Below are 24,501 nucleotides of genomic sequence, written 5' to 3'. Positions count from 1 at the left end.
TTATACAAATTTCGGAAAAACTTCTGTTTAGAAATATTGCTATAGCCTTTTTGAATCGAGCGAAGAGACGCGGTAGTGAGAGAAAAAGATACTAAATATCCCTGGATCTTAATCTTATAAACTGGTTATAGCTCACATCTTCACCATATCAGCCTGTTTTCTGGCCACTCCAGGTCAAAACTTGCAAAGATAGCTGCAGCCATGACACAAGGATAAATTTTACATGCCGTGCAAACTTTCTGAAAACCATCTAAGACAAAATTATAGTAGTTTTTATCCCCTAATGCTTCTGCAGATAGTTTTATTGGAAATCCAAAGCAAAAACATTCTTCTTATGTTTTTTGTAAAATTCCTTAACTTTTTGAATGTCATTCTCCTCAATTTGCCATAGAATTTTCATAATCCACCTTCTTTTGTAGGGTTAGCTTTTTACAATTCAAGTGAGACGCTGGTATTTTATTTCAAGTAATTGCATAATTCCATAACAATAGGGAAAGGCTTGATAATATCTCAAATGCGCATTCTGGCACTAGACGTAGGCACAAAAACAATAGGGGTTGCAGTGAGCGACGAGCTTGGTATAGCCGCTCATGGGGTCACTACCATAAAAAGGAAGGAATTGAAGCGTGACCTTGAAGCCCTCCGTAAATTAATTGACGAATACAAACCTTGTGAGATGCTGGTCGGGGTTCCCTACAGTTCTGATGGAACGGTAGGGAAAAGGGGTGGGGAAATATTGAAGTTCGCCGAGGAGCTAAAGAAGGCGTTTTCGATACCGGTTGAATTCTGGGATGAGAGTTACTCTACCGTTAGTGCGGAGGAGGTATTATTGGAAGCGGACCTCAGCAGGAAGAAGAGAAAAAAGGTAATTGATAAAATGGCCGCTGTTTTTATACTCGAGGAATACTTGGAGAGCAAGAGAAGCGAGAGGTCAGGAGTCAGAAGCCGGAATACAGGAGAAGACGTCTGAATTCTGACTACTGGCTTCTAAATTCTTACTTCGTGACTTAGTGTCTCTGTGGCAAAAAATTAACATGCCTTACGCTGGAGCAAATGGTATCAAAATATACTACGAAACATACGGTGACGGGACTCCGGTAGTCCTCATCGGAGGTCTGGGAAGCCAGTTGCAAAGCTGGGCCACCCAGATTCCCCTTTATTCAAAACACTTTCGAGTGATAGTTTTCGACAACCGCGGTGCGGGAAGATCCGACAAACCCGATGTTCCCTACTCGATTGAGCTTATGGCGGATGACACCGCCGGGCTTCTTGATGCACTGGGCATAGATTCCGCGCATGTCGTCGGGAAATCTATGGGGGGAATGATAGGACAATGGCTTGCTATAAAGTATCCGGAGAAAGTGAAAAAGCTCGTCCTTGGATGTACGTCTGCATCCCGCGACCAGGTGGGGAACGAGATTCTCAGGATGGGTAGGGAAATAGCAACTAAAGTGGGGATGAGGGCGGTATGGCTTACTGCGCTCTTCCTTGGTTACACTAGAGATTACCTAGAGGACAACATCGGCTCTATAAAGGAAGCTTTAGCGGCTATACCAGAGAATCCGGAAGCACTTACCGGCTATATTAGACAAAGCCTGGCCTGCCAGGAACACGACGCCAGAGACCTGGTAAGGAGAATAAAAGCGCCGACTCTGGTTATGCTCGGTGAACGGGACCTGATTACCTCACCAAAGCGCTCTGGTGAGCTAGCCGAACTGATACCGAACGCCAGAGTGAAAATATTTGAAGGGGTCGGGCATGGATTCTGGAGAGAGAGGCAAGAAGAAGTTGACAGATTGGTATTGGACTTTTTGCTCGAAGCTTCTATGATTCAAGATATATGATAAATAAGGCATGAACGTTATCTTAATGATCCTTAATCCTGTATCGTGCATCATGGTTTGGGCTTCAATTAAGGTTTCGCTTCTCTAAAATTTCGTTCCTTTTCTTCGAGGTTATGGAGACGACCTGTAATCTCGTTTCTAGATAGCTAATTATCTTCTCAGCTCTTCTTTTAACATTAGGCTCTGCTAAAAGTTCCTGTCGGTCGAAGATGTTGGACACGATCAGAGAAGCGAGAGCATCAGTCAGGCATTCAAGGGGCAGTTGTAGGTCGATTTTGATCTTGTGGGATTCCTGCTCCTTTCCGAGCATTCCGTTCCAGGCGGTTATGAGTTTGGTTATACTTTCCCGGCAAAACTCTTCGTTCGCTTCGTGTATATCTTCCAGGATTTTGACACGGGCGACCCGGTAAGGATGGTTTTTCACGATTTCAACAATTCTTATCCTTTTTAGACCGTAAAGGACAATATTAAATTTTCCATCTTCAACCGGCTCGGAGCTTACTATCCTTCCCATGCAGGCAACGTCGTATATTTCGGGATTACCGTAATAGTTCTTCTCCCATTGAGGTTTCAGAAGCACCATCCCTATTATGCGCTCGTCATTAATCACGTCGTTTATCATCTGTTTGTACCGGGGCTCGAATACGTGAAGGGGGAGGAGTGTGTTTGGGAAGAAAACAACGGTGGCCAGGGGAAAAAGAGGTACTAAACCGGAGAAGTTGGAGAGGTCGGCAACGCCACTGAGGTCTATAGTTAATTCACTCATTTACTTTTAAGTTTGCTCTATCCTTTAAGGGCAATAGCTTTAAAATTAAGTATAGCATAGTCGAGAGACCGTGATATATTATGCTTGCTTATTGCACCGTCTTTCACATATGTGCCGTTTATGCTTATAGAGCGTGTGTAAAATCAATTCTAGTTTCCGATTCTCCGGTTTAGTTTTTATGTTGAAACGACTTGGTCCAGTCCTGATATTTTTGCTACTGTCTCTCTCGAGCCTGGGCTACCTTGTATCTTTATCGAAAAGCGAGCAAGTGGATGCCTCGTTTACCGCTCTGCAGTCGCCTGACATCGCTTTTCAAGCTATTGCTACCGGACTTAACAACCCTCTCGGGATAACGGACCCGGGCGACGGGTCGGGAAGGCTATTCATCACGGAACAGAACGGACGGATTCTAATATATGACGGAACAAAGATACTGCCTACACCATTTCTTAACATCGCTTCGATTGTTTCGTGCTGTGGGGAGAGGGGACTCCTGGGCCTTGCATTCCATCCGGAATACGACACGAACGGCTTTTTCTATGTTAACTACACCAATACCAGCGGAAACACGGTTATCGCTCGTTACTCCGTGTCGAACAACCCCAACGTTGCCGACCCAAGCTCTGCTCAGATATTGCTGACCTTTACCCAGCCAGCTTCCAACCACAACGGCGGACACTTGGCCTTCGGCCCAGACGGATATCTTTATATAGCATCCGGAGACGGCGGGGGTAGCGGCGACCCCAATGACAACGGCCAGGACTTGGGAACTCTCCTAGGTAAGATACTTCGGATTGATGTGGATGGGGATGATTTTCCGGGCGACCCGAATCGCAATTACTCTATACCATCTGATAATCCTTTCGTCGGTGCTTCAGCCCTGGATGAAATCTGGGCTTATGGACTAAGGAATCCATGGCGGTTCAGTTTTGACCGGGAGACCGGTGACCTATTCATCGGCGATGTGGGGCAAAACAGTCGTGAGGAGGTCAACTTTCAGCCCGCTTCCAGCACCGGTGGCGAGAACTACGGCTGGCGATGCTACGAGGGGAACGAAGAGTTCAACCTGGATGGGTGTGGGGAGGCGGATGATTACGTATTCCCAATAATCGATTACACCCATGCTCAGGGTTGCTCAGTTACCGGAGGATTCCGCTACCGCGGGCCGGATACCACACTTTTTGGCTACTATTTTTATGGAGACTTTTGCAGCGGCATGGTCTGGGGAGCACTGCCTGACGGAAAAAGCGACTGGACCAGCACCCTCCTCTTGGACACTAACCTTTCTATAAGCACTTTCGGCGAGGACGAAGCTGGTAATTTATACGTCGCACACTACCACGGGGCAAGGGGAGCCATTTACCGGGTTATCGAGGCAAGCTGTGATTGCAACGCCCCTGACGCTATAAATGGAGATGAAAACGATAACATGATAGACGGAACCCCAGGTAATGATATTATATGCGGTCAGGGTGGCAATGACACGATAAGGGGTCTAGGCGGCAACGACTGCATCGATGGGGGAGATGGGAACGACACCCTTAGGGGTAATACAGGGAGGGATGTACTCTTAGGAGGTGCGGGTGATGACACCCTTATCGGGGGTCGTGGGCATGATACCCTTGTCGGTGAAGACGGAAATGACGTTTTGAAAGGGGACAAGGGTGGCGATGTACTTAATGGCGGGCCGGAATCAGACAATCTAAACGGCGGCCCCGGTATTGATGCGTGCATCGGTGGGGAAACCAACATAAGTTGCGGGAATTAGGCTATTAGCATCAAGCCCATTGGCACAAATTTTTAAATTTAGATAATGCCCTAGTAGCCTTAACAAAATTCTCAATGTTTTCAGATAGATCCTATCTTTCAAGTTTTTGACCAGCATGCCTTGAATGCTGACCAGGATATAGAGTTATAAGTTTGCTAGAATTTTCCCCTTGACAAGGCATCATACCTATATTAATATTTTACCGACTGGTCAAATAAGAGGAGATTATGGGACGTACAAGTAACGCCAGGGAAAGGCTGATAAATAGTGCAATAGAGCTTATAAGCGCCCGGAGCTATACAGCCGTCGGTGTTCAGGAGTTATGCGAACATGCCGGTGTGAAGAAAGGGAGTTTTTATCATTTTTTCCAGTCCAAGCGCGATTTGACGTTGGCGGCGTTAGACACAGTTTGGAAAGGATTTCGGGACCAGGTTTTAGAGCCTATATTTAACTCCGACCTGCCGCCTCTTGAGAAATTTAATCGGTTTCTAGACATATCCTACGAGCGCCACTGTTCCACTAAGGACTGCACCGGTGCCATGACCGGTTGCCAGATGGGTAATCTGGCTGTCGAGCTAAGCACCCAGGACGAGGTAATTCGGCAAAGAATACAGGAGATATTCGAGCAATGGACCGGTTATTGCGAGAGGGTTCTCAAAGAGGCTATTGCCGCCGGTCAGTTGCCACCGGAAACAGACCCTCGCACCACGGCTCAAGCGATCCTAGCCTATATAGAGGGCATTCTGCTTTTGGGTAAAACATTCAATGACCCGAACTTGATCCGGCGTCTCGGGCAAGGGGTAGTTCAGCTAGCTATATGCAGTAATTCTAATCGATGTATAGAAACGAAAGAGAATACCCTGAGTTCTTAAATATTATTTTTTGTCTAATTGTAAACCAACTGGTCAACTAAGGAGGTAAAATCATGTTGCTAACCACAGCTGATAAGAAGACAGCCCGGTTTAGTGAGCGGTTTCCCGGAGGTGAAAAGGGATTTGGGCTAAAAAGTCATAATGAATTATCCGACGAGGAACTGGTAAAAATATTCGTTCAAACCAAGGATGAAAGTGCTTTCAATGAGCTGGTAAGCCGATACGGTGACAGAATTTTCAGGCTGGCTTTAAGGATCACCCATAATCCCAACGATGCCGAGGAGGTCCTGCAGGAGGTGTTTTTAACCCTGGTAGGAAAGCTGGATACCTTTCGTCAAGAATCTAAATTCTCGACTTGGCTCTATCGGGTTACGACAAATGCCAGCTACATGCTTATAAGGAGTGAGAAGAGAAAACAGGAAAACGAGTTAGATATCGAGAACTACAAGCCTTACCACGAATCGGGCAAGCTTGAGGGCATTCAAGTAAAAGACTGGAGCGATAGACCGGATGAAGCCCTTCTGAGCTGGGAAGGCAAGGAAATAATAGAGCGGGCGGTCAATGACCTTCCCTTGCCCTACCGGGTAGTCTTTCAGCTAAGGGATGTTGAAGGATTGACGAACGAAGAGGTGGCTAAAGTTTTAGGCCTCACTCTTCCTGCAGTTAAGTCCAGGGTTCTAAGAGCCAGGCTATTCTTGAGAGATAAGCTCTCGGATTATTTTTATGATTTTAAAAAATAACCCAATTTGTGAATACGGTAGGACGAGGAAATAGTGACGAATAAGAAAAGGCTTTTGATATTCTAAGGTCGGAATGGTTTTGAAAAGGGGTTTTCGAACATATGACAACGGGTCCCGGCCGAATGTTTATGAAGATATACGAGTTGCTATTCAACAGCGGATTTTACTATTGGCTCTAGCTCTCCCGACCGATCCATCTCCACGCAGATATCACATCCGCCTATCAACTGGCCGTTCACATAAAGCTGTGGAAAGGTGGGCCAGTTGGAGAACTCCTTTAATGCCTGCCTTAACTCCGGGTCAGCAAGTACGTCGACGCTTTCATAAGGAACGCCATACGAATTAAGGATTTGTACCACACGGGCGGAGAAGCCGCACTGGGGCATCTCTTTTGTGCCTTTCATGTATAGAAGGATTTTGTGCTCATCTATTTGCGACTTAATTTTTTTCATTATATCTTCAGCCATTTTCAGACTCCTCGATTTGATTATTAATATTTTACAGATGGGAATATGAAAAACAATTCTAAGTAGGGTTGAACATCAAGCCCTCTTGCTTTAGATCCTGGCTTGTTTTGTACGGGCACTCTCCCACTGCTCGGGAGTGTAGGTTTTTAGGGAAAGGGCGTGTATGCGCTGCTTCATTGCCTCGCCAAGGGTATTGTAAACTATCTGGTGGCGTTCCAGTAAAGCCTTTCCCTCAAACCCGGAATAAACTACCACCGCCTCGAAGTGGGTACCATCGCCCTCCACAACCACGCTTGAGCCGGGTAATCCCGCTTCGACCATGGCTTTAATTTCTTTTGGGTCCATGTTTTTATATTAATCTAGTATTTGAGACCTTTCAAGGTAACGTTATCTTCTACTGGCGCCTTTGCTAATGGATTTTGAAAAAGGGCTTAAATTCTTAGACTAAATACTTTCTAATATGGCTTGGAGAATCGTCTGATAATAAGGGAATATAATTAAGAGTCGATTGGTTTTTAAAAACTGTTGCCACTTTTATCGAAATGACTTTAGTGAAATGGATGCTAGCGATACTAATTATTCTGGGGATGCTACTTTCCGCCCTAGGTTATAAGACCTTTAGGGATATTCAGCCAATCATCGAGGGGGAGATTAGATTAGAAAGGCTTAAATCCCCCGTCCGCATTATCCGGGACATCTACGCCATTCCACACATATATGCGGAGAGCGGCCATGACCTCCTTTTTGCACAAGGCTACGTCACCGCTCAAGACCGGCTCTGGCAGATGGATTTATCGAGAAGAATAGCTACCGGCAGGCTATCGGAAATATTTGGTGAACGCACGGTGGAGATCGATTATTTTTTTCGTTCTCTGGGGATAGGACGAATTGCAGAAAAGATTTATGCTAACCTTGACCAGGAAAATAGAAATGACCTCATCGCCTATGCGAGCGGGGTGAATGCCTACATAAATTCGGGCAAAAAAACGATCGAGTCGGTCATCCTGCGGTACGATATCGAGCCATGGAGGCCGATTGATTCCATCTCCATTCACCTACTTTCCGCTTTTGACCTCTCCATCAACATGGATGAGGAGATATTTGCCCTGAAGGCTTTGAGGAAGCTGGGAGAGGATATGACGAAGGAACTTTTTCCCCGCTATCCGGAGGGAGGGAACACAATAATAGATGAAGTAAATAAGCTTAATCTCGACTTGAACTTACCCCGTGGATACAAAATGGCAAAAGAGAGATTTGGATTGTTTCAATCGAAAGGTGCGAGCAATAACTGGGTAATCGACGGGGCAAAATCTAAGAGCGGAAAGCCGATGCTGGCCAACGACCCGCATTTAAGGATCCAGATTCCTTCGGTTTGGCATGAGGTTCATCTAAACGCCCCCGGAATAAACGTGGTCGGAGCTACATTCCCCGGCTCCCCATACGTGCTCATCGGCCATAACCAGAACGTAGCCTGGGGGTTCACCGACGCCATGGCAGACCGGATTGACCTTTACATCGAGAGAATTAACCCGAAGGATCCTTATGAGTATTGGTACCAGGATAATTGGGAGCGCATGAGGACAGAAAATGTAGAAATAAAGGTTAAAGATGGAGGCGATTATAAAACCATAATCAGGGAGATTAAATACACCAAACACGGGCCAGTTATTAGCTCCACCGATATAGAGGTTGAAGGAGTTCTGTCCATGAAGTGGGCAGGAGGTGTAGTCGAGGATCAATCGATTAAAGGGCTCTCCATCCTAAACCGGGCGAAGAATGTAGAGGAGGCAAAAGAGGGTAGGAAATACGCCAGGATATATACCTTAAACATGGTGTATGCCGACGTAGACGGCAATATAGGATACCAACTTATCGGCGGCATTCCGGTGAGGGGAAAAGGTACAGGGATACTGCCGGATTCACTTCAGGGCAAAATTCCGGTTCCCGGCTGGTCGGGGCAATATGAGTGGAAGGGATTCATTCCCCACGGTGAACTTCCAAACCTCTCTAATCCTCCCACCCACTTCATTGCCACGGCCAATAATAAAATCATCGATGACACCTTTACGTATTTAATATCAAATACCTGGGCTCCTCCTTATCGGTATGAGAGAATCGTTTCTCTCCTGGAGCAAAAGGAAAAGCTCTCGCTCCAGGATTTCAAGCAGATGCAAGCCGATGTTTATTCTATTCCCGCCCAAAAATTTGTGAATGAGATTATCGAAGTCGAGACAAATGACCCAGGGGTAAAATGGGCTCAGAAGGAGCTAAACAGGTGGAATTATGAAGTGACATCCGGGAGTCTCCCCGCACTTCTATACGAGGTGATTAGGTCAAATCTCATCAGAAACACCTTCGAGGATGAGCTTCGGGAACTATACCCGGAGTTTCTATACACCCTCAATTTCAACTACAACATGATGGACAAGATAATGGATGAACCGGGCTCACGTTGGTGGGATGATATTAGCACCGCTGTTGAAGAAACTAGAGATCAAATAGTCGTAAAGAGCATAGAAGATGCTCTTCGAGAAATAAGAGAGACAATGGGAGTTCATAGAGAAAACTGGAGATGGGGCCAGCTTCACAAATATCGCTTTACGCACCCGCTGGGTCGAGTGAGATTTTTAGACAAGTTATTCAATCCCAAACCAATCCCCGCCCCGGGAGACAGGGACACCATAAACAATTCCTATTTCGGGTATAAAAGACATTATTACTCTGACGGCGAAACCTATGATGCAACCGTGATACCCTCCTACCGTTTCATAGTGGATTTATCGGACATCGGTAATGCCGTGGCGATGAATTCAACCGGGCAGTGGGGAAATCCCCTTTGCAGGCATTATTCGAATGTAATTCAAAGCTGGGCCGATGTAGAATATCATCCTCTTTATTTCGAGGAAAGCGACATTGAAAAAAATAAATGGAAAGAGCTTAGGTTGAGTCCGAAGTAGAGTTTATGCTGCCTGGTCCTTCGACCTTTCGGCATAGCTCGGTGCAGGCGTTGCCAAGGATATGCCTGACAAAGGACGAAAACATAGATCAATTTTGAAAGTACCGTGCCTTCGACCTGTTCAAGATGAGCGGATAAAGCTTTTTCCTTTCATTTGCTAAATTCTTGATTTACTATAATCTTTTTGTTTTCAAAAATAAACCCAAAGGAGGAAGCATCTATGGCGGCGAGTGCCTATGTTCTGGTGAATATCTCCGGCCCGCAGACCAAGGGGGCTGTAGGAAAGATCAGAAAAGTAAAGGGGGTAAAATCCGCACATATAGTTGCCGGCCCGTTTGACCTCATAGTCTTCGTAGAAGGGAAGAGTCAGGAAGAAATCGGCGAACTGGTCATATCCAGGATTAGAAAGACCCAGGGCGTGACAAACACGGTTACCTGCTTCGTCGTGGGCTAAAATCAATGTAGGAACGCAGAATCTTCACTAGGGAGAGGAATGCGTTCCTGATCTTACTTGTATAAACTAAAAACCGGTATTCTCTAACTACCTTGCATCTATTCTTTAATACTAGATATGACCTCTAATGCCTTAGGCACCACTTCTACCCTATGCTTTCCTGGTTCCAGAAGAAAGGATTCACCGTCGAGATGAGCAGGCAGCATGTGCTCAAGGCCGATTTCCATCCAGGGGGCGCGTTTTATTATCACTTCTTCGAGGCTCAAGTGCTTACCCTGGCGAACCTTAGGGATTTGAATAAGGCGTCTTAAAGGCGGCATATCCCTGATCACATGTATGTCCAGCAGGCCGTCGTCAATAGTAGCGTCGGGCGCTATCTTAAAATCTCCCCCCTGTGACGGGCCGTTAGATGCACCTATAAGAAGGACCAGCCCGTTGTAACTCCAGTCGGGAATGGCAATCTCCACCGGAAAGCCCTTGAAAATCAGCGCTTCCTGGACTGCTCCCCAAATATATCCAACTTCTCCTCGAAGTAGCTTCATGCTACGGTAGCGATAGGATACCGCACCGTCTAGACCGATGCCCAGGCCGTTTATGAAGTAGCGTCCTCCGAGTAAGCCGACGTCCACTCGCCTACGGAAGCCGTTGGCCAGGGTTTCGACGGCTTTGGAGATTTCGAGCGGTATTCCGGCCGCCTTGGGGAAGTCGTTACCCCCTCCGGTGGGTATCATGCCGAAAACTACCCTTGACCCGATGAGGCCGTTCACAACCTCATGTGCGGTACCGTCCCCTCCGACGGACACGATTTGGCCAAATCCCAGGCCCACCGCATCTTTGGCTAGCTCTGTGGCCTGTCCAGGCCCGGTGGTAATACGAAACTCGTAAGGAATCTTGTTCGCATCGAGTAGTGTTTGCAGGTAGGGAATCAGCCTTCCGGTTCTTCCGCGCCCCGAGACTGGGTTTATGATGAGTAGATATTTTTCTCTATTCAAAGAGTGTTTAACGTAAGTAGAGACGCATTGCAATGCTTCTCTACTAAAGTTCAATCTCCCACAGTTTTAAGAGCTGCTCCCTGGGGATTTCAAATGGGATGACGCTTTCGTCTATGTTTTCCCTAAAGTGTTTAAGCCCGATACCCAGAAGAGTGCATCTTAATATAGACCTTATGTGCTTATGCATGATAACCAGCAGGGTTTCTCCGGGATATCTCAGGGCAATTTTCTTGATTGTCTCTACAATTCGTTTCTGGGCCATTGGTATTGGCTCTGTACCTTCCGGTATGGGAATGCTGGTGGGGTCATCAAACCATATTTTGAAGTCGGAGTTCTTATCATCTAATAGTTCGTCTGTCTTCTGGCCATTCCATATACCGTGGTCTATTTCTCGTAGCCCCGGGCACACGTGGAGCGGGACCCCCAGATGCTCTGCGTATATCTGAGCCGTCTGATGAGCCCTTTTGAGACTACTGCATATGATTCTCTCGATACCTAGATTCTCGATCTGGGATAGGTTTGACTTTGCCTCGATTAATCCCTCTTCACACAAGGGCAGGTCGGTGGTCCCTATCAGCCTTCCCTCCAGGTTCCATATTACCTTGCAATGTCGTCCCAAATAAATCTTAGCTAACTTATCAAGGTCATTCATTTTATACTTCGTTATGCTCTCGGCTCATCCCAGAAAGAATACACCGGCCTTTGCATTAGTTAATTCAACTCGCTTTTTTTAAGGTAGGGTAAATATCTGCCGCCTAACAAGATGCGGCCCTGGTCCGACCCTTCGGTCAACCTGGCTACTATGTATTCCTTGTTCGCTCCTAAGATGTTGACACCGTGGTCCGATTCCACTAAACAGAGGAGGTTCATACTGCCACCGTTTTGGTTGGCCAGTTTGTAAATAGCTGAATAATTCAACAAAGCCGCCTCCACTGTTCCGCAGGGCATGGATGGGTTTTTTGCCCCGGAATGATATTCGTTGTGCTTAAACCAATCCGGGTCCGGATATCCGTGGAAATGAACTATGGGCAGCCCTTCTTTGATCAACTCCGGTGTGTAAAGCGCGGAGGCGAGGGCCTGGGCCAGTATGACATAGGTGTCAAATGAGGGCCGGATATCCCTTCTGTTGAGGTTGATCCCTTCGGGGACCTGTAAATAAAGCTTTCCTTTTATCAGCCCTATTCGGATTACATCGCTACCGGGGTCTAAATTAGTCTTATCGCACCCGGAGCGAGATGTTACTATCCATATATCGGGGACCTGCTGGTATATTTCTTGCTCCTTCACTACTGTTTTTAAGTACCATCGGCCGTTTTCGCTCTGCCTCAATACTTCCCTGCTGAAACCATCTACTCCGGGCATAGATTCCCATTCGTTTCTAGTGACCTCTTTGGGACCTTCGTACCTGGGGGCTTCGGCGATGGCGATGAACCCGTAAGAAACCCCGGTCCTTCCTTCCAGGATTTTTTCTACCACGTCCCGATGAGAGAGCCTGGTGATCTTTTCGCTGAATTTCGAGCCGGAGGGGAAAAGGTCGGTATTCTTTAACTGGCTGCCCAAGCGGGCCAGTTGAATGGCATAGCTAGACTCGCCCGGATTGTACTCGCCGATCTCGAATCTCTTTAGCACCGGGGGTTTTATAGGGGCATAAATCTTTGGTATCAAGGAATTACGGATAAATTCATCGAGTTGCTCCGCCGGAAAAATGGAGTCGGAAAGGTTCATGTTGATAATGGAGAACTTGTCTTCCGAAACCCCGATCACGATCTCGGACATCGTTCTTATCAGGTCTTTCAAGCCTAATGCTATCTTCTGGTCATAAGGGGTATTTTCATCCACGAATTCCTTGTTCAAGGAGGTCATGGTTATAATCTGGGTGTTGTAAGGATCCTGAAGGTACTTCGCGGTGATGTTATCGGCCCATCCGCTCGTCCTCAGTATTTCCATGACCGACATATCCGGCGAACGTACCTGCCGGTAAATCGCCTCAGCCATATTGCTTATCATCTTTCTCAAAAGCGAATAGGGCCGGTCGACGTCGATCACCGCATCTATGCTGCTTTTCACCTTTCTGATTCTCAGGATTTTGGCCGTGAAGCTGTTCGGCACTATCTCTGCCGCCTCCTTCCAGGACACCACCTGAACACCATAATCTTTTAATTTTTCCTCAAGGGTTTTTCGGAATTTAATAATGGTCTCGTTTCCGTATCCGTTCGGCAACGGCCTGAAAGTCACCCTCACCCTCTTGGCCATTTCCAGTGGATTTTTAGGGTTAACTATATCTTTCTGGGGCGGGATGCCGGTTAGGCTTATGATGGTTTCTAAATCTAAATCTGCAAGCTGGGTGTCGTTCATTCCCTCTGACCTCTCTATGCCTTCCTTCTGCATGCTGATGACAAAACGAAATAATTTAGTCTACTTTATCGTCTTATTCAAGCCGTTCTAGAATTTTTACTAGGTGCTTATAAGGCTACCTTCACCCTTTCACCCTGTCCTAGGGCCCTAAGCATCTCATTCCTTACCCGTTCCATCAGTATTTCCCTACCCTCCTTTCCCGGGGGAAGATGCTTTACATCGATCGGTGGAAGGATTTTGATCTTCATATTGCCACGGTTTATCCTTTTCGAGCCCCTGGACATAATCTCTTTCCCTCCGGTTATAACCATAGGTACAACCGGTACTTTGGCATAAATAGCCACCACAAACCCGCCCTTTTTGAACGGAAGCAACTTGCCGTCCGGGCTTCTTGTTCCCTCTGGCGCTATTAAAACCGAGGGGCCTGACCTGATTCTCTCCGCAATTTTTCTGATCTCCTGTGTATCCCTGCTCGAGCCGTCCCTCTCCACAAAATAGTTTCCGGTTATTCTCGACACCCATCCGACGAAAGGAACGCTGGCCACCTCTTTTTTCATAACCGCCTTCCACTCGATAGGGAGATAGCCGCAGAATGCGAATATATCGAATGAGCTCTGATGGTTGTACATGATTACGGAGGGTTCTTGGGGAAGGTTTTCCTTTCCCTCCAGCTCCACTTTAATGCCACAGGATGAAAGTATGAACCGTCCCCATGGTCTTATGGCGTATCTATTCACCCATCGGGGAAAGGTTAATGATAAAAAAACACCAATTACGCCCCAAAAAAATGTCCAAAAAACTATGGCAACCCAACAATAAAACGTTCTGAACATATGTTTTTTTTAGCCTGATTACTTGTAAGCTAAATTAATCATTAACCCAGGGTCTTGTCAAGAAAAAGCATATCCGATTGTAGGGCTAGGGTTCTAGTCCTAAACGCTGTAGATTTCGGTAGGTACGGAAGGTTACACGATATTATCTATGTCATCTACTCCGCCAGGCGGCTTTTTAGCCAGGTTTTTATGGGGTCGTTTATAGGGTATCGCCCGTCTTTTTCCAAATCGGCACCAGCTTCCTCCACCGCTTCACGAAGCATTTGTTCCGGAATCTCCGTTATTTCTGCGACGAATTTGCCCGAGCCGTCCGGGTAATTTTCGTAGAGGTAGAGTGCGGCTTGTTGATACCGTACATCTATGTAGAAATAATGGCCAACCCGGGCTTCCAATTCCTTTTGAATCCGGTCCATTTCTTCCAGGGTTTCCGCACCGGTACGCCGGTACCTTTCCCGGGGCTTTAAGTCCCAACGGATTTGAGATTGGAGGTCTTTGTCCTGGCGAATATCCTCTAATGTTTTCATTTCTTGGTTATTCCTCTTTATAGAATCGATTGCAGATTCGCTGTTAACCTAAATACAACGCTTGAATCTACCAGATTCTGTGAAAGTGGGCAAATCAGCGGGCTGAGAAGATCATCTATAATCAGAATGTGCACTGTTTTGCTTAATCCTCTAGAGACTTGATTCCGAAAAATGCGGCAAGTTCCTGTTTGATGAGATTTATCTCGTTCTCAAAATATTCAACGTAATCCGCAATTCTTTGCGCTCCGTGCTTGCCTATGGGTAAAAAATGATTTCCTGGAATCGCTTTTAACAGGCGATTTGGAAGATTGTTGATATAGCCGACAAATTCGTTGAACTCGGAGTTCGATGCCTGAGAAATCCACTCTTTATTCTTAACAAAATAGTCGTGGTAGATCTTTCGAGTGACCAGAAATCCCCAGGTTCCTTTATCAACTAGAGGATGGTAAGGGGCTATTTTTGAATCTCCGGAGATGTTGGCAACCAGCGGGTACTCGGTAAAGGCAAAGAAATTCTTATCCTCAAAGCTCTTTTCTATATTCACAACAAATTGGCCATTCTCGAAGCGCTCATTCGTTCCCATTAGAGCTACGGGAATGTCTCCCAAAAAACCCCTGAAGTAAACCTCCTTCGGGATGATATCATCGCTATTTAAGTGATTTTGATCCTCTATTTCCTTCCAGAATAAATCGTAATGAGAGTCTTCCAGTGACACCATGCTTTTTTCTGTCTTCTTCATACCGATTGTGCGGTCTGACGGGATCTGGAGGGCCGGGGAAGATTCTAAACCGAGGTGGAAAAGGACTTTTATTCCCAATGAACTGCAGGCGACGTTGAATGGCCTTATCACCTGCCCGGCGGCGCTCCAGCTTATGCCTATCACATCTTTGCCGAGGCCTTTTTCAGATATAAACCGGTCCACAATCTCGGCGGCCATCTTTCCCCAGTCGGTAAAAGTAAAGTGGGGATACACCTTGCTGTAGACCGGGTGATCGATTGGATAAGACGTTGCCAAAAAAGGATAACCCTTCCGATTAATCCAGTGAGCTAGAAAGTGCTCTTTGTTACAACCAGGAAAGCCGTAGCTGATTCTCCCCAAATGGGCCCATCCGGGGAAAAAAACGACCAAGGGTTTGGCAACGTCCCCGGGGAAAAATCTAATCAGAGATGGAAAGCCACCGCCAATCCGTATTTCTTCCTCTTCATAAAGTCGCATGTTCGGCTAACAGTATACATTGATTATCAGCCGCTGGGTGTTGCCATCGCTTTAGACATCAAACCTACTATTGCACACTACCATAAAGGTTTTGATGAGATTTACTTCGTCCTGGACGGCGAAGTAATGCTAGAGCTTTACGACCCCCAGGAAAACAAAATCTGGACTGAACATCTGGGCGCTAATGACCTGTGCCTTATCACCAAAGGAAGCCATCACAAGATCACCGGGGCGACGCAGAGTAACCGTCTTTGTGTGATTAGCGCCCCGCCTTTTCACATCGATGATGAACATCTATCCGATTGCATCTGAATAATAGCGCTATCAAGCTTGTCCCAAATAAGAGATTGATCATAAGAGTTCGTCCGGTACTAATCAAATGGCTCCAATTACGGACAAGAGGAAGCATCCCCTCTTTAATTCCCCCTGCTTCGACTTCATCAGCACAGGCCCTTCGACCAAGCTCAGGACCGGTTTAGTAAGTGGGGAAGAACAAGGGGGAGTAGGATCAAAAGACTATTTCAATGAATAAGGTTAGCACAGCGTTAGGTGTGTTACTACTGTTGAGCAAAACATTAATAACTTGCCAGAGATTTGCTTTCTACAAGCTGAGATTGACGCCATGTTATTCTCGACTCATAATTTCGCTAAATTTTAATAAAACGGAGAAAAGCGCGTGGAGGATTTCACCAAAAAAATTCCAAAGGCGGAACTTCACATCCATATCGAAGGAACCTTAGAGCCGGAGATGATGTTCATGATGGCCGGGAGAAACGGGATAAAACTTCCTTACCGTTCGGTGGAAGAGGTAAAGCAGGCTTACCAGTTTGAAAACCTGCAGTCCTTTCTCGACGTTTACTATGCTGGTGCTCAGGTTTTAAAAAATGAGGAGGATTTCTACGACCTAACTATGTCTTATCTCAAACGGGTGTCTCAGGACAACGTAAGGCATACGGAGATCTTCTTCGACCCGCAAACTCATACCAGGCGTGGTATTCCCTTCGAGACGGTAATAGACGGTATATATGGTGCGTTGGTCGACGGGCGGAGAGAGCTTAATATTTCCTCCTATCTGATTCTGTGCTTCTTGAGGGACTTGAGCAGTGAAGACGCCATGAGCACACTGGAACTAGCGCTACCGTTTAAGGATAAAATAATCGGTGTGGGCTTGGATTCCGACGAGATGGGTAATCCTCCCGGTAAGTTTACCCAGGTTTTTGAGAAGGCACGGCAAGCGGGCTTTCTACCTGTAGCTCATGCAGGCGAAGAAGGCCCGGCCGAGTACATCCGCGAAGCACTCGACAAGCTGAAGGTCCTCCGCATAGACCATGGAGTGCGCTGTGTGGAAGACACGGAGCTGGTGCAAGAACTGGCTAAAGAAGAGATTCCTCTTACGGTCTGTCCCATTTCCAACGTGAAGTTGTGTGTTTTCCCGAGCATGGAGAAACACAACGTCAAATATCTCATGGACCAGGGTCTCCTCGTAACTATTAATTCCGACGACCCGGCCTATGTCGGAGGTTATGTGGGGGATAATTATCTAGCCGTTCAATCTACTTTCAATCTAACCAAGGAGGATATCTACCGTCTAGCCAAAAACTCTTTTCAGGCCAGTTTCCTGCCGGAGACAGAGAAGCGGAAATACATCGCCGAGCTTGATGCTTTTATGGCTGCCAATAAATGAGCAAGGAAAGGGATATAATTCCGCACTTATTTGTCTAACTCACTGTGATTCCTGACTATTGTTGACGTCCACTAAGACACATTCCAAATTTCTGTTCACTATTTATCTTCGTTCATTATTTGTGAACATTAAATAATAGTGTACAAATTTATTATTGACAAATGTTCACTAAATTGATATGTTCATTAATAATGAACATCTGGATAAAGTGAACAAAGTATGGTGATGCCAAAGGAAACTCATAATAAAGAGGCTGAAATTCTTGAAAGAGCTTTAGAGGCTTTCAATAAATTAACCGGCTTGGGTTTTGTGGTTGAAGGGAGAGAAGTAGATATTGAAGGTCGCCAAGCTGATGTCATTAGCCTAGCAGTGGATGGAAAAGTTATTAGATATGTTGCTGAGATTGAAAAATTTCTTACACCAGTCAAAATTCATTTAATCTTTCTTGCGAAATTTGCACAGTTCCACCTAAAGAGAATAATTGTTACAGATTATATAAACCCAAATTTAGCTGAGCAATTAAGGAAATTGGATATACCCTTCATCGACATGGCGGGCAACGCATATATAAATGAACCTCCGGTGTTTATATTTATCAAGGGTAATAAACAAGCAATTGAAGTTCTTACTAAGAAACGAAAGATAAGGGCTTTTCAACCTACAGGATTAAAGGTCGTATTTGCTTTTCTGTGTCAGCCGGAATTAGTGAATGCCCCATATAGAGAAATTGCCAAGAAAGCAAAAGTTGCATTAGGAACAGTCGGCTGGGCAATAAGAGACCTAAATGCGGCAGGCTTTTTAATCGGGACTAAAAAGCGAGGCAGGAGGCTCATAAATAAGAGAAAACTATTGGATCGATGGACAGAAACCTATCCTGAAAACCTAAGACCGAAATTAATGCTTGGTAGATTCCAAGCCAATGAAGATGAATGGTGGAAGTTTACTCAAATACAAGATTTTGATGCCTATTGGGGTGGTGAAGTAGCAGCGGCGAAAACAACCCAATATTTGAGACCAGAAATTGTTACTATTTATGTAAAGAACGATCCAACAAGATTATTACTACAAAAGAAACTTGCAAAGAAACCAAACGGTAACGTTGAGATCCTTAAAGCTTTTTGGGAAATAGAGTATAACTGGCCTTATAAAGATTTAGTTCCACCAATTTTGATTTACGCGGATTTAATTGCAACTGGCGATGCCAGAAATACTGAAACTGCCAAAATAATATATGAGCGAGAACTTGCTAGACTTATCGGGGAAGATTGACCCTTTAACGGTTTCTATTTACGAAACCATAGCAAAGGTAGCCGATTCTTCCGGAATAAAGTATTTCATTGTAGGTGCTTCGGCAAGAGATATGATCCTAAGCTATGGTTATGGAATTAATACAACTAGAGCTACAGTTGATATAGATATAGGAATACAAGTATCAAGCTGGGAAGATTATAAAAAATTATCAAAGGATTTAGTCCAAACGGGAAGATTTACTAAATCAAGAGAATCTCAAAGGTTTCTCTTCAATAATAGTATCCCCATAGATTTTATTCCTTTCGGTAATATTGAAACCAAAGGCAATCAAATAACATGGCCACCAGAGGATGAAGCTATTTTAAATGTATTAGGTTTTGAAGAAGCATATAAAAGCGCTACTATGGTTAGATTAAGTTCAGATCCGGTACTGGATATACGTGTTGCTTCTCTTGCAGGTTTGACTATTTTGAAATTAATATCATTCAATGATCGCTCATCAGGGAGTGATAAAGACGCTAAAGATTTGATTCTAATATTTGATCATTACTGGGAAGCTGGAAATGAAGATCACCTTTATGAGAAAAATCCAGATATATTGGAAGAAGAAGATTTTACTTTACCTGTAGCAAGTGCCAGACTACTCGGGAGGGATATAGCAAAAATTATAGATAATAATATTAAGAATAAACTACTAGAAATACTTGAAAATGAAACAGACGATAAAGGTCAGTTTCGATTTTTGAGCCAAGTGACTGCTCGTGAAATTGATTCAGAAAAAATATTTGAGCAAAGATTAAATCAACTTAATGCTCTGAAAAAAGGTCTTAAGGAAAGATAAAAAAGAATCTTTAATAGCAAAGGGTGTGATCCTGAAGAGGACTCAAATCTGGATGAAGATTTAAAAAGCATTCTCTGGATAGAGAAATTAAATTATAATGAGAAAACAAGTGATGTCAGAAGAGAAGAATTGGGGAGGTAAGCTATGAAGGATGACAAAAAAACCAATCCGAAGAAAACGAAAATCGGCAAAAAGATAATAATAAAGAAAGATAAGAAAGATTATTTCTCTTCATTCAAAAGGGCTTGGGAACAGGCTAAAAAAACAGTTTCAGGAGTTTCAGAATCGGTGAAGGAAGCCGTACCTAAAAACTTTGAAGAAGCCAAAGAGAAAATAAATACATCTGTTGATTTTGTAGTGGATAAAGGAAAAGAAGTCCTGGATGATAAAGCTGAATTAATTAAGGTCTATCCAAGAAATGTAAAACTCAAATTTAAGGATGATATAGAGCTGATCAAGAGTGAATGCTCGCTACTGAACGAGTGGAAAGAAAACAAATTACCACCCGTAGTAATACAGTCCGCTATTTATGCCGCTGTAGCAATGGGTCTAAAAATAAACGAACTCGAGCTTGCCCGCCTATCAAGAGATGTTATGGATAGCGATTCCTCTTCATTGCAAAGAATCATTTCTACTTTTTTCGACGCTCAACAACTAACAAAGATTAATACTTGGATCGATAAAGTGCCTGGAAAAGAGACAGTGGGAGGAATGTATCATAGAATAGAACATGGGCACGACATAGAAGCTTTAGTTCACTTGTTCGAAAAACATGAGCTAGAGGGTGTTATGGCATGGTTTAATCATATAGCCTTAAGAGACTTCTGGACACCTGCCGGCGTACCGTATTTACCCAGCGGAAGCGGTTCAGTTTATGAATGGTTATGTGAATTAGGAATTTCTTCCGAAGCAGCTGCGGACTTACTTACTATAAATTCTTGGGAAATGATGGCAGCGATCCTCGCATATAATAGCAGCAAGAAAATGTATGGATTTATAAGGGACACTATAGGAGATAAAAGAGCTAAAAGAAGCTGGGAGAGAGGACTAGAGCTAGAAGAATTGGGAGATTATGAAGCTGCTGATCATTGCTTCCAGGATGTTTTGTCTTATATATCCGAAAGGCATCATGTAGAAATTTGGTATGCAACTAATTTCTTATCTCGTGCCCAGAAACAAGAAAAAGAAAATTTATGGTATGAAAATTTAACCCGTTGTTATGACCTCGCAAGCAGAGCACGTCTTAAGTTATCGAGTGAAAGTACAATTCCTTATCAGGGTGGAATACTTATTAACTTGCGAGGATTGGCAACAACCTTGATGGTCAGTTCCTGATGCGCCAGGGGAGGAAATATAAATACCATCAAAGGGGTTATGAACAGCGGCGTAGATGATTTACTAAAAACAGCCAACTACCTAAAGGATAAATGGTTTGAAAGACCTTTCTCAGCTATTGCAAATGAGGCCCTTGCACTAAATCTATTAATGGCATCTCCTTTCAACTTAGGATCAACCTATACACCTCTATATGTTCGCAACCGTATTGCAAATACTCTGGGGCAAATCGCATCAAAAGATGACGAAGCTGGAATGTACTCTAGAGAACTGTTAGAGAGTTTTAAAAGGAAATATCCTCTGGCATCTCCGAACGTATAATCTACTGGCTTTGCGTTTTTACTTGAGAGCAACTAAGCTACAAAAACTTCCGCATTGCTTTCTTCCATATCCTTTCCCTCAAACGCTTCCCTCAGAACCTCCTGCATCAACAGTTCGGTTTCCTCTTTTGACTACTTAATCTGTTCCTCCAACTCATCACGAAACTTAATAAACTGTAAAACTATTTAGAATCAAGCTTGGCCGCAAGCGCGTGTAAGCCTCTCCGGTCAATCTTGCCCACTTCGTTCCTGGGGAGTTCTTCGACAAATGTCCAGCGGTCGGGCACCTTGTAGGCCGCCAATCTTTTGGCCGCGTAGGCAGAAAGCTCTTTTTCTCCGGGAGGGTTCTCTAAACCTGGTTTTAATTCGATGAAGGCGTGTATAAGCTGTCCGTAGCGCGGGTCGGGCGTCCCGACCACCCCGCTTATAATCACATCCGGGTGGTCATCGATTACTTCCTCTACTTCACCGGGTGCAACGTTTGAGCCGCCTTTTATGATTACTTCCTTTATCCTTCCGTTAAAATGGTGGTAGCCGTCTTCATCCCTTCGCCCCAAATCGCCTGTCCTGAGCCAGCCGTCCAAGAATGTTTTTTTCGTGTTCTCGGGGTCATTCCAGTATCCAATCATCACCGAAGCGCTTTTAATCAGGATTTCTCCGATCTCCCCATCAGGAACATCTTTACCATCCGGATTAACTAGGCGAATTTCGACGCCCTCCCTGGGCTTCCCTATTGATCCTCGCTTAATCAACCCGAACGGTGGGTTTATGCAAGCACCCTCGCATTCGGTGAGACCATATAGCTGGTTCAATTCATAACCGGCAACCTTGTTGAAGTGTTCATATAAATCATGCGATATCTGGTCTCCTCCGCATTCTACTTCCTTGAGGCAGTTAAAATCAACCGACTGGGCCTGGGGATGTTCTACTGCATCAAGTAATTGCGCAGGGAGAATCACGGTGCGGGTTGGACGGTGCTTTATCAAGGCTTCGAGAAATAGAACCGGGTCGGTTTTTTCTAATATGACCACTGTACCACCTGCATATAGAGTAGGGAAGGTCACTCCAATTGACGCCCCGGCATGACAAATCGCCGTGGCCGCCAAAGAGACATCTTCTTCGGTTAGGCACTGCGAGATTTTACGGCTCGAAGCGGTATGGAAAATCGAACCGTGAGTATGGGTGACCCCTTTTGGTTTATTGGTGCTGCCGGAGGTATATAGAATCATTGCCGGGTCGTTCTCCTGGACTAATGGCCATTCCGCATTCTCCGGCAGATTTTTTAGAATCCTGCTCCAGGAATTTTCCATATTTGTGGGTTCATCGCCGAATACGTAGATCCCTTGAAGGGATTGCACTGAATCCTTTATGCCTTCGGCTCTGGGAAATAAACTTCCATCTGCTATCAGCACCTTAGCTCCACAGTGATTGACTGCATAGATTACCTCGTCGGTTTGATAACGGTGGTTTAACGGAACCGCTATAGCACAAATTCTGAAGCAGGCAAAATAAAGTTCGACTAATTCGACACGGTTTTCCATGAAAATAGCTACCCTATCGCCGCGGACAATGCCCAGGCTTAAAAGGGCGCGCGCCGACCTATTCATCAAATCATAAAGTTCTCGATACGAGGTTGACCTGCCCTTAAAGATAATCGCCTCTTTATCGGGAGTATTCTTGAGCGCTTCTGCAAATAGATCGTGAAGTAACATACACGAACTCCTATATATGACTTAACAGCGTTTTTATCCTACCCTGTGAATGAGCCACGTCTAGCGATTATTTCACAAGGACTGAACCCCTGTCAAGAAAATAGTGCGATGACGGGGTTGGTTAAGCTTCCGCTTAGCGCTTTATTACGATCGACGACGAATGGTAAATCCAGTACATTTAATTAGAAGTATATTCCTTAAAGACGGAAACTGTACCGGAGGAATCATGCAGGAAATCCTTCCCGGCATCTTTCATTGGGCGACGTTCCATGAGGGAATCGAACAGGACGTTCATTCGTACTACATCGCTGTTACCAGACCGGCATTCTTGATTGATCCCAGAGTCTCTGTGGAGGGGATAGGCTGGTTCAAAAAGAAGAAGCCGCCCAGGCACGTTTACTTAACTAACCGGCACCATTATCGCCACAGCGGAAGGTTTGCTGATTACTACGGAGCAAAGGTGTGGTGCCATAAAGAAGGACTCCACGAGTTCACCCGGGGAGAAAAGGTGAAAGCGTTCAATCATGGAGACGAACTGCCCGGCGGAATACTGGCGCTTGAGGTCGGAGTATTGTGTCCGGAGGAGACAGCCTTTTATATCCCCTTAAATGCCGGGATCCTCTCCATTGGAGATGCGTTAATACGTGAGGATGGCGAGCTGGGTTTTGTCCCAGACTATTTAATGGGTGATGACCCCAAGGCGGTTAAGCGCGGCTTACGGAAGGTTTTCCTATCGCACCTTGAACTGGAGTTTGACCACTTGCTCTTCGCCCATGGCGAGCCTTGGATTGGAGGCGCCAAGAAGGGATTACGACGGTTCTTGAAAGGGCTCCGAGTCTAACCCTTTGTGTTTCCCCCCTTACTAAGCCCGTCCTGAGCTCGGTCGAAGGGCCTGTGCTGAGCAAGGTCGAAGCAGGGGGAATTATAGAGGGGTGAAGAAACTAAGCCGTCCTAACTTCCGTATATCATCCAAGCAGGAGAATTTTCGCATCGCCACGGAACTGTCTAGAACTTCATAGAACTAAGAAAACGCTTCACCAACGCCTATCCCATTTTTTGAATTTCCAAAACACAATCGGATATAATGATATATATACGGTTTAAGGAGGTAATTGCCCATGAGGAGTTTAAATTTTTTGAGCTCATTAGTTTGGTTAATTGTAGCGGTTTTTATGCTTGCGGTTTCATTCACCTATACTCAAGCCGAAGAAGAGAAAACGGCGGCACCCGGAAGTGTTACTGTGGAACTAAAAGCTGTCGGTGACTCCGGTGTGTCTGGTCAAGCGTCTCTGATGCCTATGGGCGATAAAACCATGGTCTCTATAACCCTGACCGGAGCCCCCGAGGGTGTTGCTCAACCTGCGCATATTCACCAGGGAACCTGTGAAAAACTCGGCGCGCCAAAGTATCCGCTTAGTGCGGTCGAAAATGGGAAGTCCGAGACGACTGTAGAGGCCAAGATCAGCGACCTTACCACCGGAGACCTGGCCATAAATGTTCACAAGTCGGAGAAGGAGATGTCAGCATATGCCGCCTGCGGCGAAATTCCAAAGAGTTGACGATTACCTGAA

General features: G+C 45.2%; 25 protein-coding genes. 15 read left to right on the top strand and 10 right to left on the bottom strand.

The window, feature by feature from the left end; genetic code table 11:
- Window positions 1-514 precede the first annotated feature (514 nt).
- Window positions 515-970: a Holliday junction resolvase RuvX gene (ruvX, locus tag VNN20_15270; protein ID HWP93552.1), complete on the top strand. Its 456-nt coding sequence runs from the start codon at window positions 515-517 to the stop codon at window positions 968-970.
- A gap of 64 nt (window positions 971-1,034) precedes the next feature.
- Window positions 1,035-1,844 carry an alpha/beta fold hydrolase gene (locus VNN20_15265; GenBank protein ID HWP93551.1) on the top strand — a complete coding sequence of 270 codons (810 nt, stop codon included), beginning with the start codon at window positions 1,035-1,037 and terminating at the stop codon, window positions 1,842-1,844.
- Window positions 1,845-1,908: 64 nt separating this feature from the next.
- On the opposite strand, the gene VNN20_15260 is transcribed toward VNN20_15265, so the two are convergent.
- The gene (locus VNN20_15260) at window positions 1,909-2,610 is read right to left on the bottom strand and encodes an LON peptidase substrate-binding domain-containing protein (protein ID HWP93550.1); all 702 of its coding nucleotides are present in this window, start codon (window positions 2,608-2,610) and stop codon (window positions 1,909-1,911) included.
- A gap of 178 nt (window positions 2,611-2,788) precedes the next feature.
- Here VNN20_15260 and VNN20_15255 point away from each other — a divergent pair, with 178 nt between their 5' ends.
- The 3 genes from VNN20_15255 (at window position 2,789) to VNN20_15245 (ending at window position 5,990) form a co-directional block, all read left to right on the top strand.
- Complete coding sequence (locus tag VNN20_15255; GenBank protein ID HWP93549.1) at window positions 2,789-4,378, top strand: PQQ-dependent sugar dehydrogenase; 1,590 nt, start codon at window positions 2,789-2,791, stop codon at window positions 4,376-4,378.
- 227 nt (window positions 4,379-4,605) lie between these two features.
- Window positions 4,606-5,250: a TetR/AcrR family transcriptional regulator gene (locus VNN20_15250; protein ID HWP93548.1), complete on the top strand. Its 645-nt coding sequence runs from the start codon at window positions 4,606-4,608 to the stop codon at window positions 5,248-5,250.
- Window positions 5,251-5,303: 53 nt separating this feature from the next.
- Complete coding sequence (locus VNN20_15245; GenBank protein ID HWP93547.1) at window positions 5,304-5,990, top strand: sigma-70 family RNA polymerase sigma factor; 687 nt, start codon at window positions 5,304-5,306, stop codon at window positions 5,988-5,990.
- A gap of 146 nt (window positions 5,991-6,136) precedes the next feature.
- Here the strand turns inward: VNN20_15245 and grxD are convergent, their stop codons facing one another.
- Complete coding sequence (gene grxD, locus VNN20_15240) at window positions 6,137-6,457, bottom strand: Grx4 family monothiol glutaredoxin (GenBank protein HWP93546.1); 321 nt, start codon at window positions 6,455-6,457, stop codon at window positions 6,137-6,139.
- A 90-nt stretch (window positions 6,458-6,547) separates the two neighbouring features.
- On the bottom strand, window positions 6,548-6,802 hold the full coding sequence (locus tag VNN20_15235) for a BolA/IbaG family iron-sulfur metabolism protein (GenBank protein ID HWP93545.1): 255 nt from the start codon (window positions 6,800-6,802) through the stop codon (window positions 6,548-6,550).
- A 215-nt stretch (window positions 6,803-7,017) separates the two neighbouring features.
- Between VNN20_15235 and VNN20_15230 the strand changes: the two genes are divergently transcribed.
- Together VNN20_15230 and VNN20_15225 are read left to right on the top strand one after the other, a co-directional pair.
- Complete coding sequence (locus tag VNN20_15230; GenBank protein HWP93544.1) at window positions 7,018-9,414, top strand: penicillin acylase family protein; 2,397 nt, start codon at window positions 7,018-7,020, stop codon at window positions 9,412-9,414.
- Window positions 9,415-9,633: 219 nt separating this feature from the next.
- Window positions 9,634-9,867: an Lrp/AsnC ligand binding domain-containing protein gene (locus tag VNN20_15225; GenBank protein HWP93543.1), complete on the top strand. Its 234-nt coding sequence runs from the start codon at window positions 9,634-9,636 to the stop codon at window positions 9,865-9,867.
- Between the two features lie 98 nt (window positions 9,868-9,965).
- Here the strand turns inward: VNN20_15225 and VNN20_15220 are convergent, their stop codons facing one another.
- From VNN20_15220 to VNN20_15195, 6 genes are all read right to left on the bottom strand, one after another.
- Window positions 9,966-10,913, bottom strand: a complete 948-nt coding sequence (locus VNN20_15220; protein ID HWP93542.1) for a diacylglycerol kinase family protein — start codon at window positions 10,911-10,913, stop codon at window positions 9,966-9,968.
- Window positions 10,903-11,511: a histidine phosphatase family protein gene (locus VNN20_15215; protein HWP93541.1), complete on the bottom strand. Its 609-nt coding sequence runs from the start codon at window positions 11,509-11,511 to the stop codon at window positions 10,903-10,905. Before VNN20_15215 ends, VNN20_15220 begins: the two co-directional genes overlap by 11 nt.
- Window positions 11,512-11,570: 59 nt before the next feature.
- Window positions 11,571-13,214 carry a hypothetical protein gene (locus tag VNN20_15210; protein ID HWP93540.1) on the bottom strand — a complete coding sequence of 548 codons (1,644 nt, stop codon included), beginning with the start codon at window positions 13,212-13,214 and terminating at the stop codon, window positions 11,571-11,573.
- A gap of 107 nt (window positions 13,215-13,321) precedes the next feature.
- On the bottom strand, window positions 13,322-13,951 hold the full coding sequence (locus VNN20_15205) for a lysophospholipid acyltransferase family protein (protein ID HWP93539.1): 630 nt from the start codon (window positions 13,949-13,951) through the stop codon (window positions 13,322-13,324).
- Window positions 13,952-14,202: 251 nt separating this feature from the next.
- Window positions 14,203-14,571: a hypothetical protein gene (locus tag VNN20_15200; GenBank protein HWP93538.1), complete on the bottom strand. Its 369-nt coding sequence runs from the start codon at window positions 14,569-14,571 to the stop codon at window positions 14,203-14,205.
- Between the two features lie 142 nt (window positions 14,572-14,713).
- The gene (locus VNN20_15195) at window positions 14,714-15,586 is read right to left on the bottom strand and encodes a hypothetical protein (protein ID HWP93537.1); all 873 of its coding nucleotides are present in this window, start codon (window positions 15,584-15,586) and stop codon (window positions 14,714-14,716) included.
- A gap of 39 nt (window positions 15,587-15,625) precedes the next feature.
- On the opposite strand from VNN20_15195, the gene VNN20_15190 reads away from it, so the two are divergent.
- The 6 genes from VNN20_15190 to VNN20_15165 all read left to right on the top strand — a co-directional run bounded on the left by VNN20_15190 (window position 15,626) and on the right by VNN20_15165 (window position 21,219).
- The gene (locus VNN20_15190; GenBank protein HWP93536.1) at window positions 15,626-16,099 is read left to right on the top strand and encodes a hypothetical protein; all 474 of its coding nucleotides are present in this window, start codon (window positions 15,626-15,628) and stop codon (window positions 16,097-16,099) included.
- Window positions 16,100-16,463: 364 nt separating this feature from the next.
- The gene (locus VNN20_15185) at window positions 16,464-17,471 is read left to right on the top strand and encodes an adenosine deaminase (GenBank protein ID HWP93535.1); all 1,008 of its coding nucleotides are present in this window, start codon (window positions 16,464-16,466) and stop codon (window positions 17,469-17,471) included.
- Window positions 17,472-17,696: 225 nt separating this feature from the next.
- The gene (locus VNN20_15180) at window positions 17,697-18,740 is read left to right on the top strand and encodes a type IV toxin-antitoxin system AbiEi family antitoxin (protein ID HWP93534.1); all 1,044 of its coding nucleotides are present in this window, start codon (window positions 17,697-17,699) and stop codon (window positions 18,738-18,740) included.
- The gene (locus VNN20_15175; protein ID HWP93533.1) at window positions 18,715-19,563 is read left to right on the top strand and encodes a hypothetical protein; all 849 of its coding nucleotides are present in this window, start codon (window positions 18,715-18,717) and stop codon (window positions 19,561-19,563) included. Before VNN20_15180 ends, VNN20_15175 begins: the two co-directional genes overlap by 26 nt.
- A 144-nt stretch (window positions 19,564-19,707) precedes the next feature.
- On the top strand, window positions 19,708-20,898 hold the full coding sequence (locus VNN20_15170; GenBank protein ID HWP93532.1) for a hypothetical protein: 1,191 nt from the start codon (window positions 19,708-19,710) through the stop codon (window positions 20,896-20,898).
- Window positions 20,899-20,937: 39 nt separating this feature from the next.
- Complete coding sequence (locus VNN20_15165) at window positions 20,938-21,219, top strand: hypothetical protein (protein ID HWP93531.1); 282 nt, start codon at window positions 20,938-20,940, stop codon at window positions 21,217-21,219.
- 181 nt (window positions 21,220-21,400) lie between these two features.
- On the opposite strand, the gene VNN20_15160 is transcribed toward VNN20_15165, so the two are convergent.
- Window positions 21,401-22,930, bottom strand: coding sequence for an AMP-binding protein (locus tag VNN20_15160; protein HWP93530.1), 1,530 nt, complete (start codon window positions 22,928-22,930; stop codon window positions 21,401-21,403).
- Window positions 22,931-23,156: 226 nt separating this feature from the next.
- On the opposite strand from VNN20_15160, the gene VNN20_15155 reads away from it, so the two are divergent.
- On the top strand, window positions 23,157-23,771 hold the full coding sequence (locus VNN20_15155; GenBank protein ID HWP93529.1) for a hypothetical protein: 615 nt from the start codon (window positions 23,157-23,159) through the stop codon (window positions 23,769-23,771).
- A gap of 277 nt (window positions 23,772-24,048) precedes the next feature.
- Window positions 24,049-24,489 (top strand): CHRD domain-containing protein, encoded by a 441-nt coding sequence (locus VNN20_15150; GenBank protein ID HWP93528.1) that lies wholly within the window; start codon window positions 24,049-24,051, stop codon window positions 24,487-24,489.
- Window positions 24,490-24,501 lie beyond the last annotated feature (12 nt).

It is taken from the genome of Thermodesulfobacteriota bacterium (assembly GCA_035559815.1).
In the GTDB taxonomy this organism is placed as follows: domain Bacteria; phylum Desulfobacterota_D; class UBA1144; order Nemesobacterales; family CSP1-2; genus DATMAT01.
Note: the sequence above shows the minus strand (reverse complement) of the source record. Positions and strands in the feature narration are given on the sequence as shown.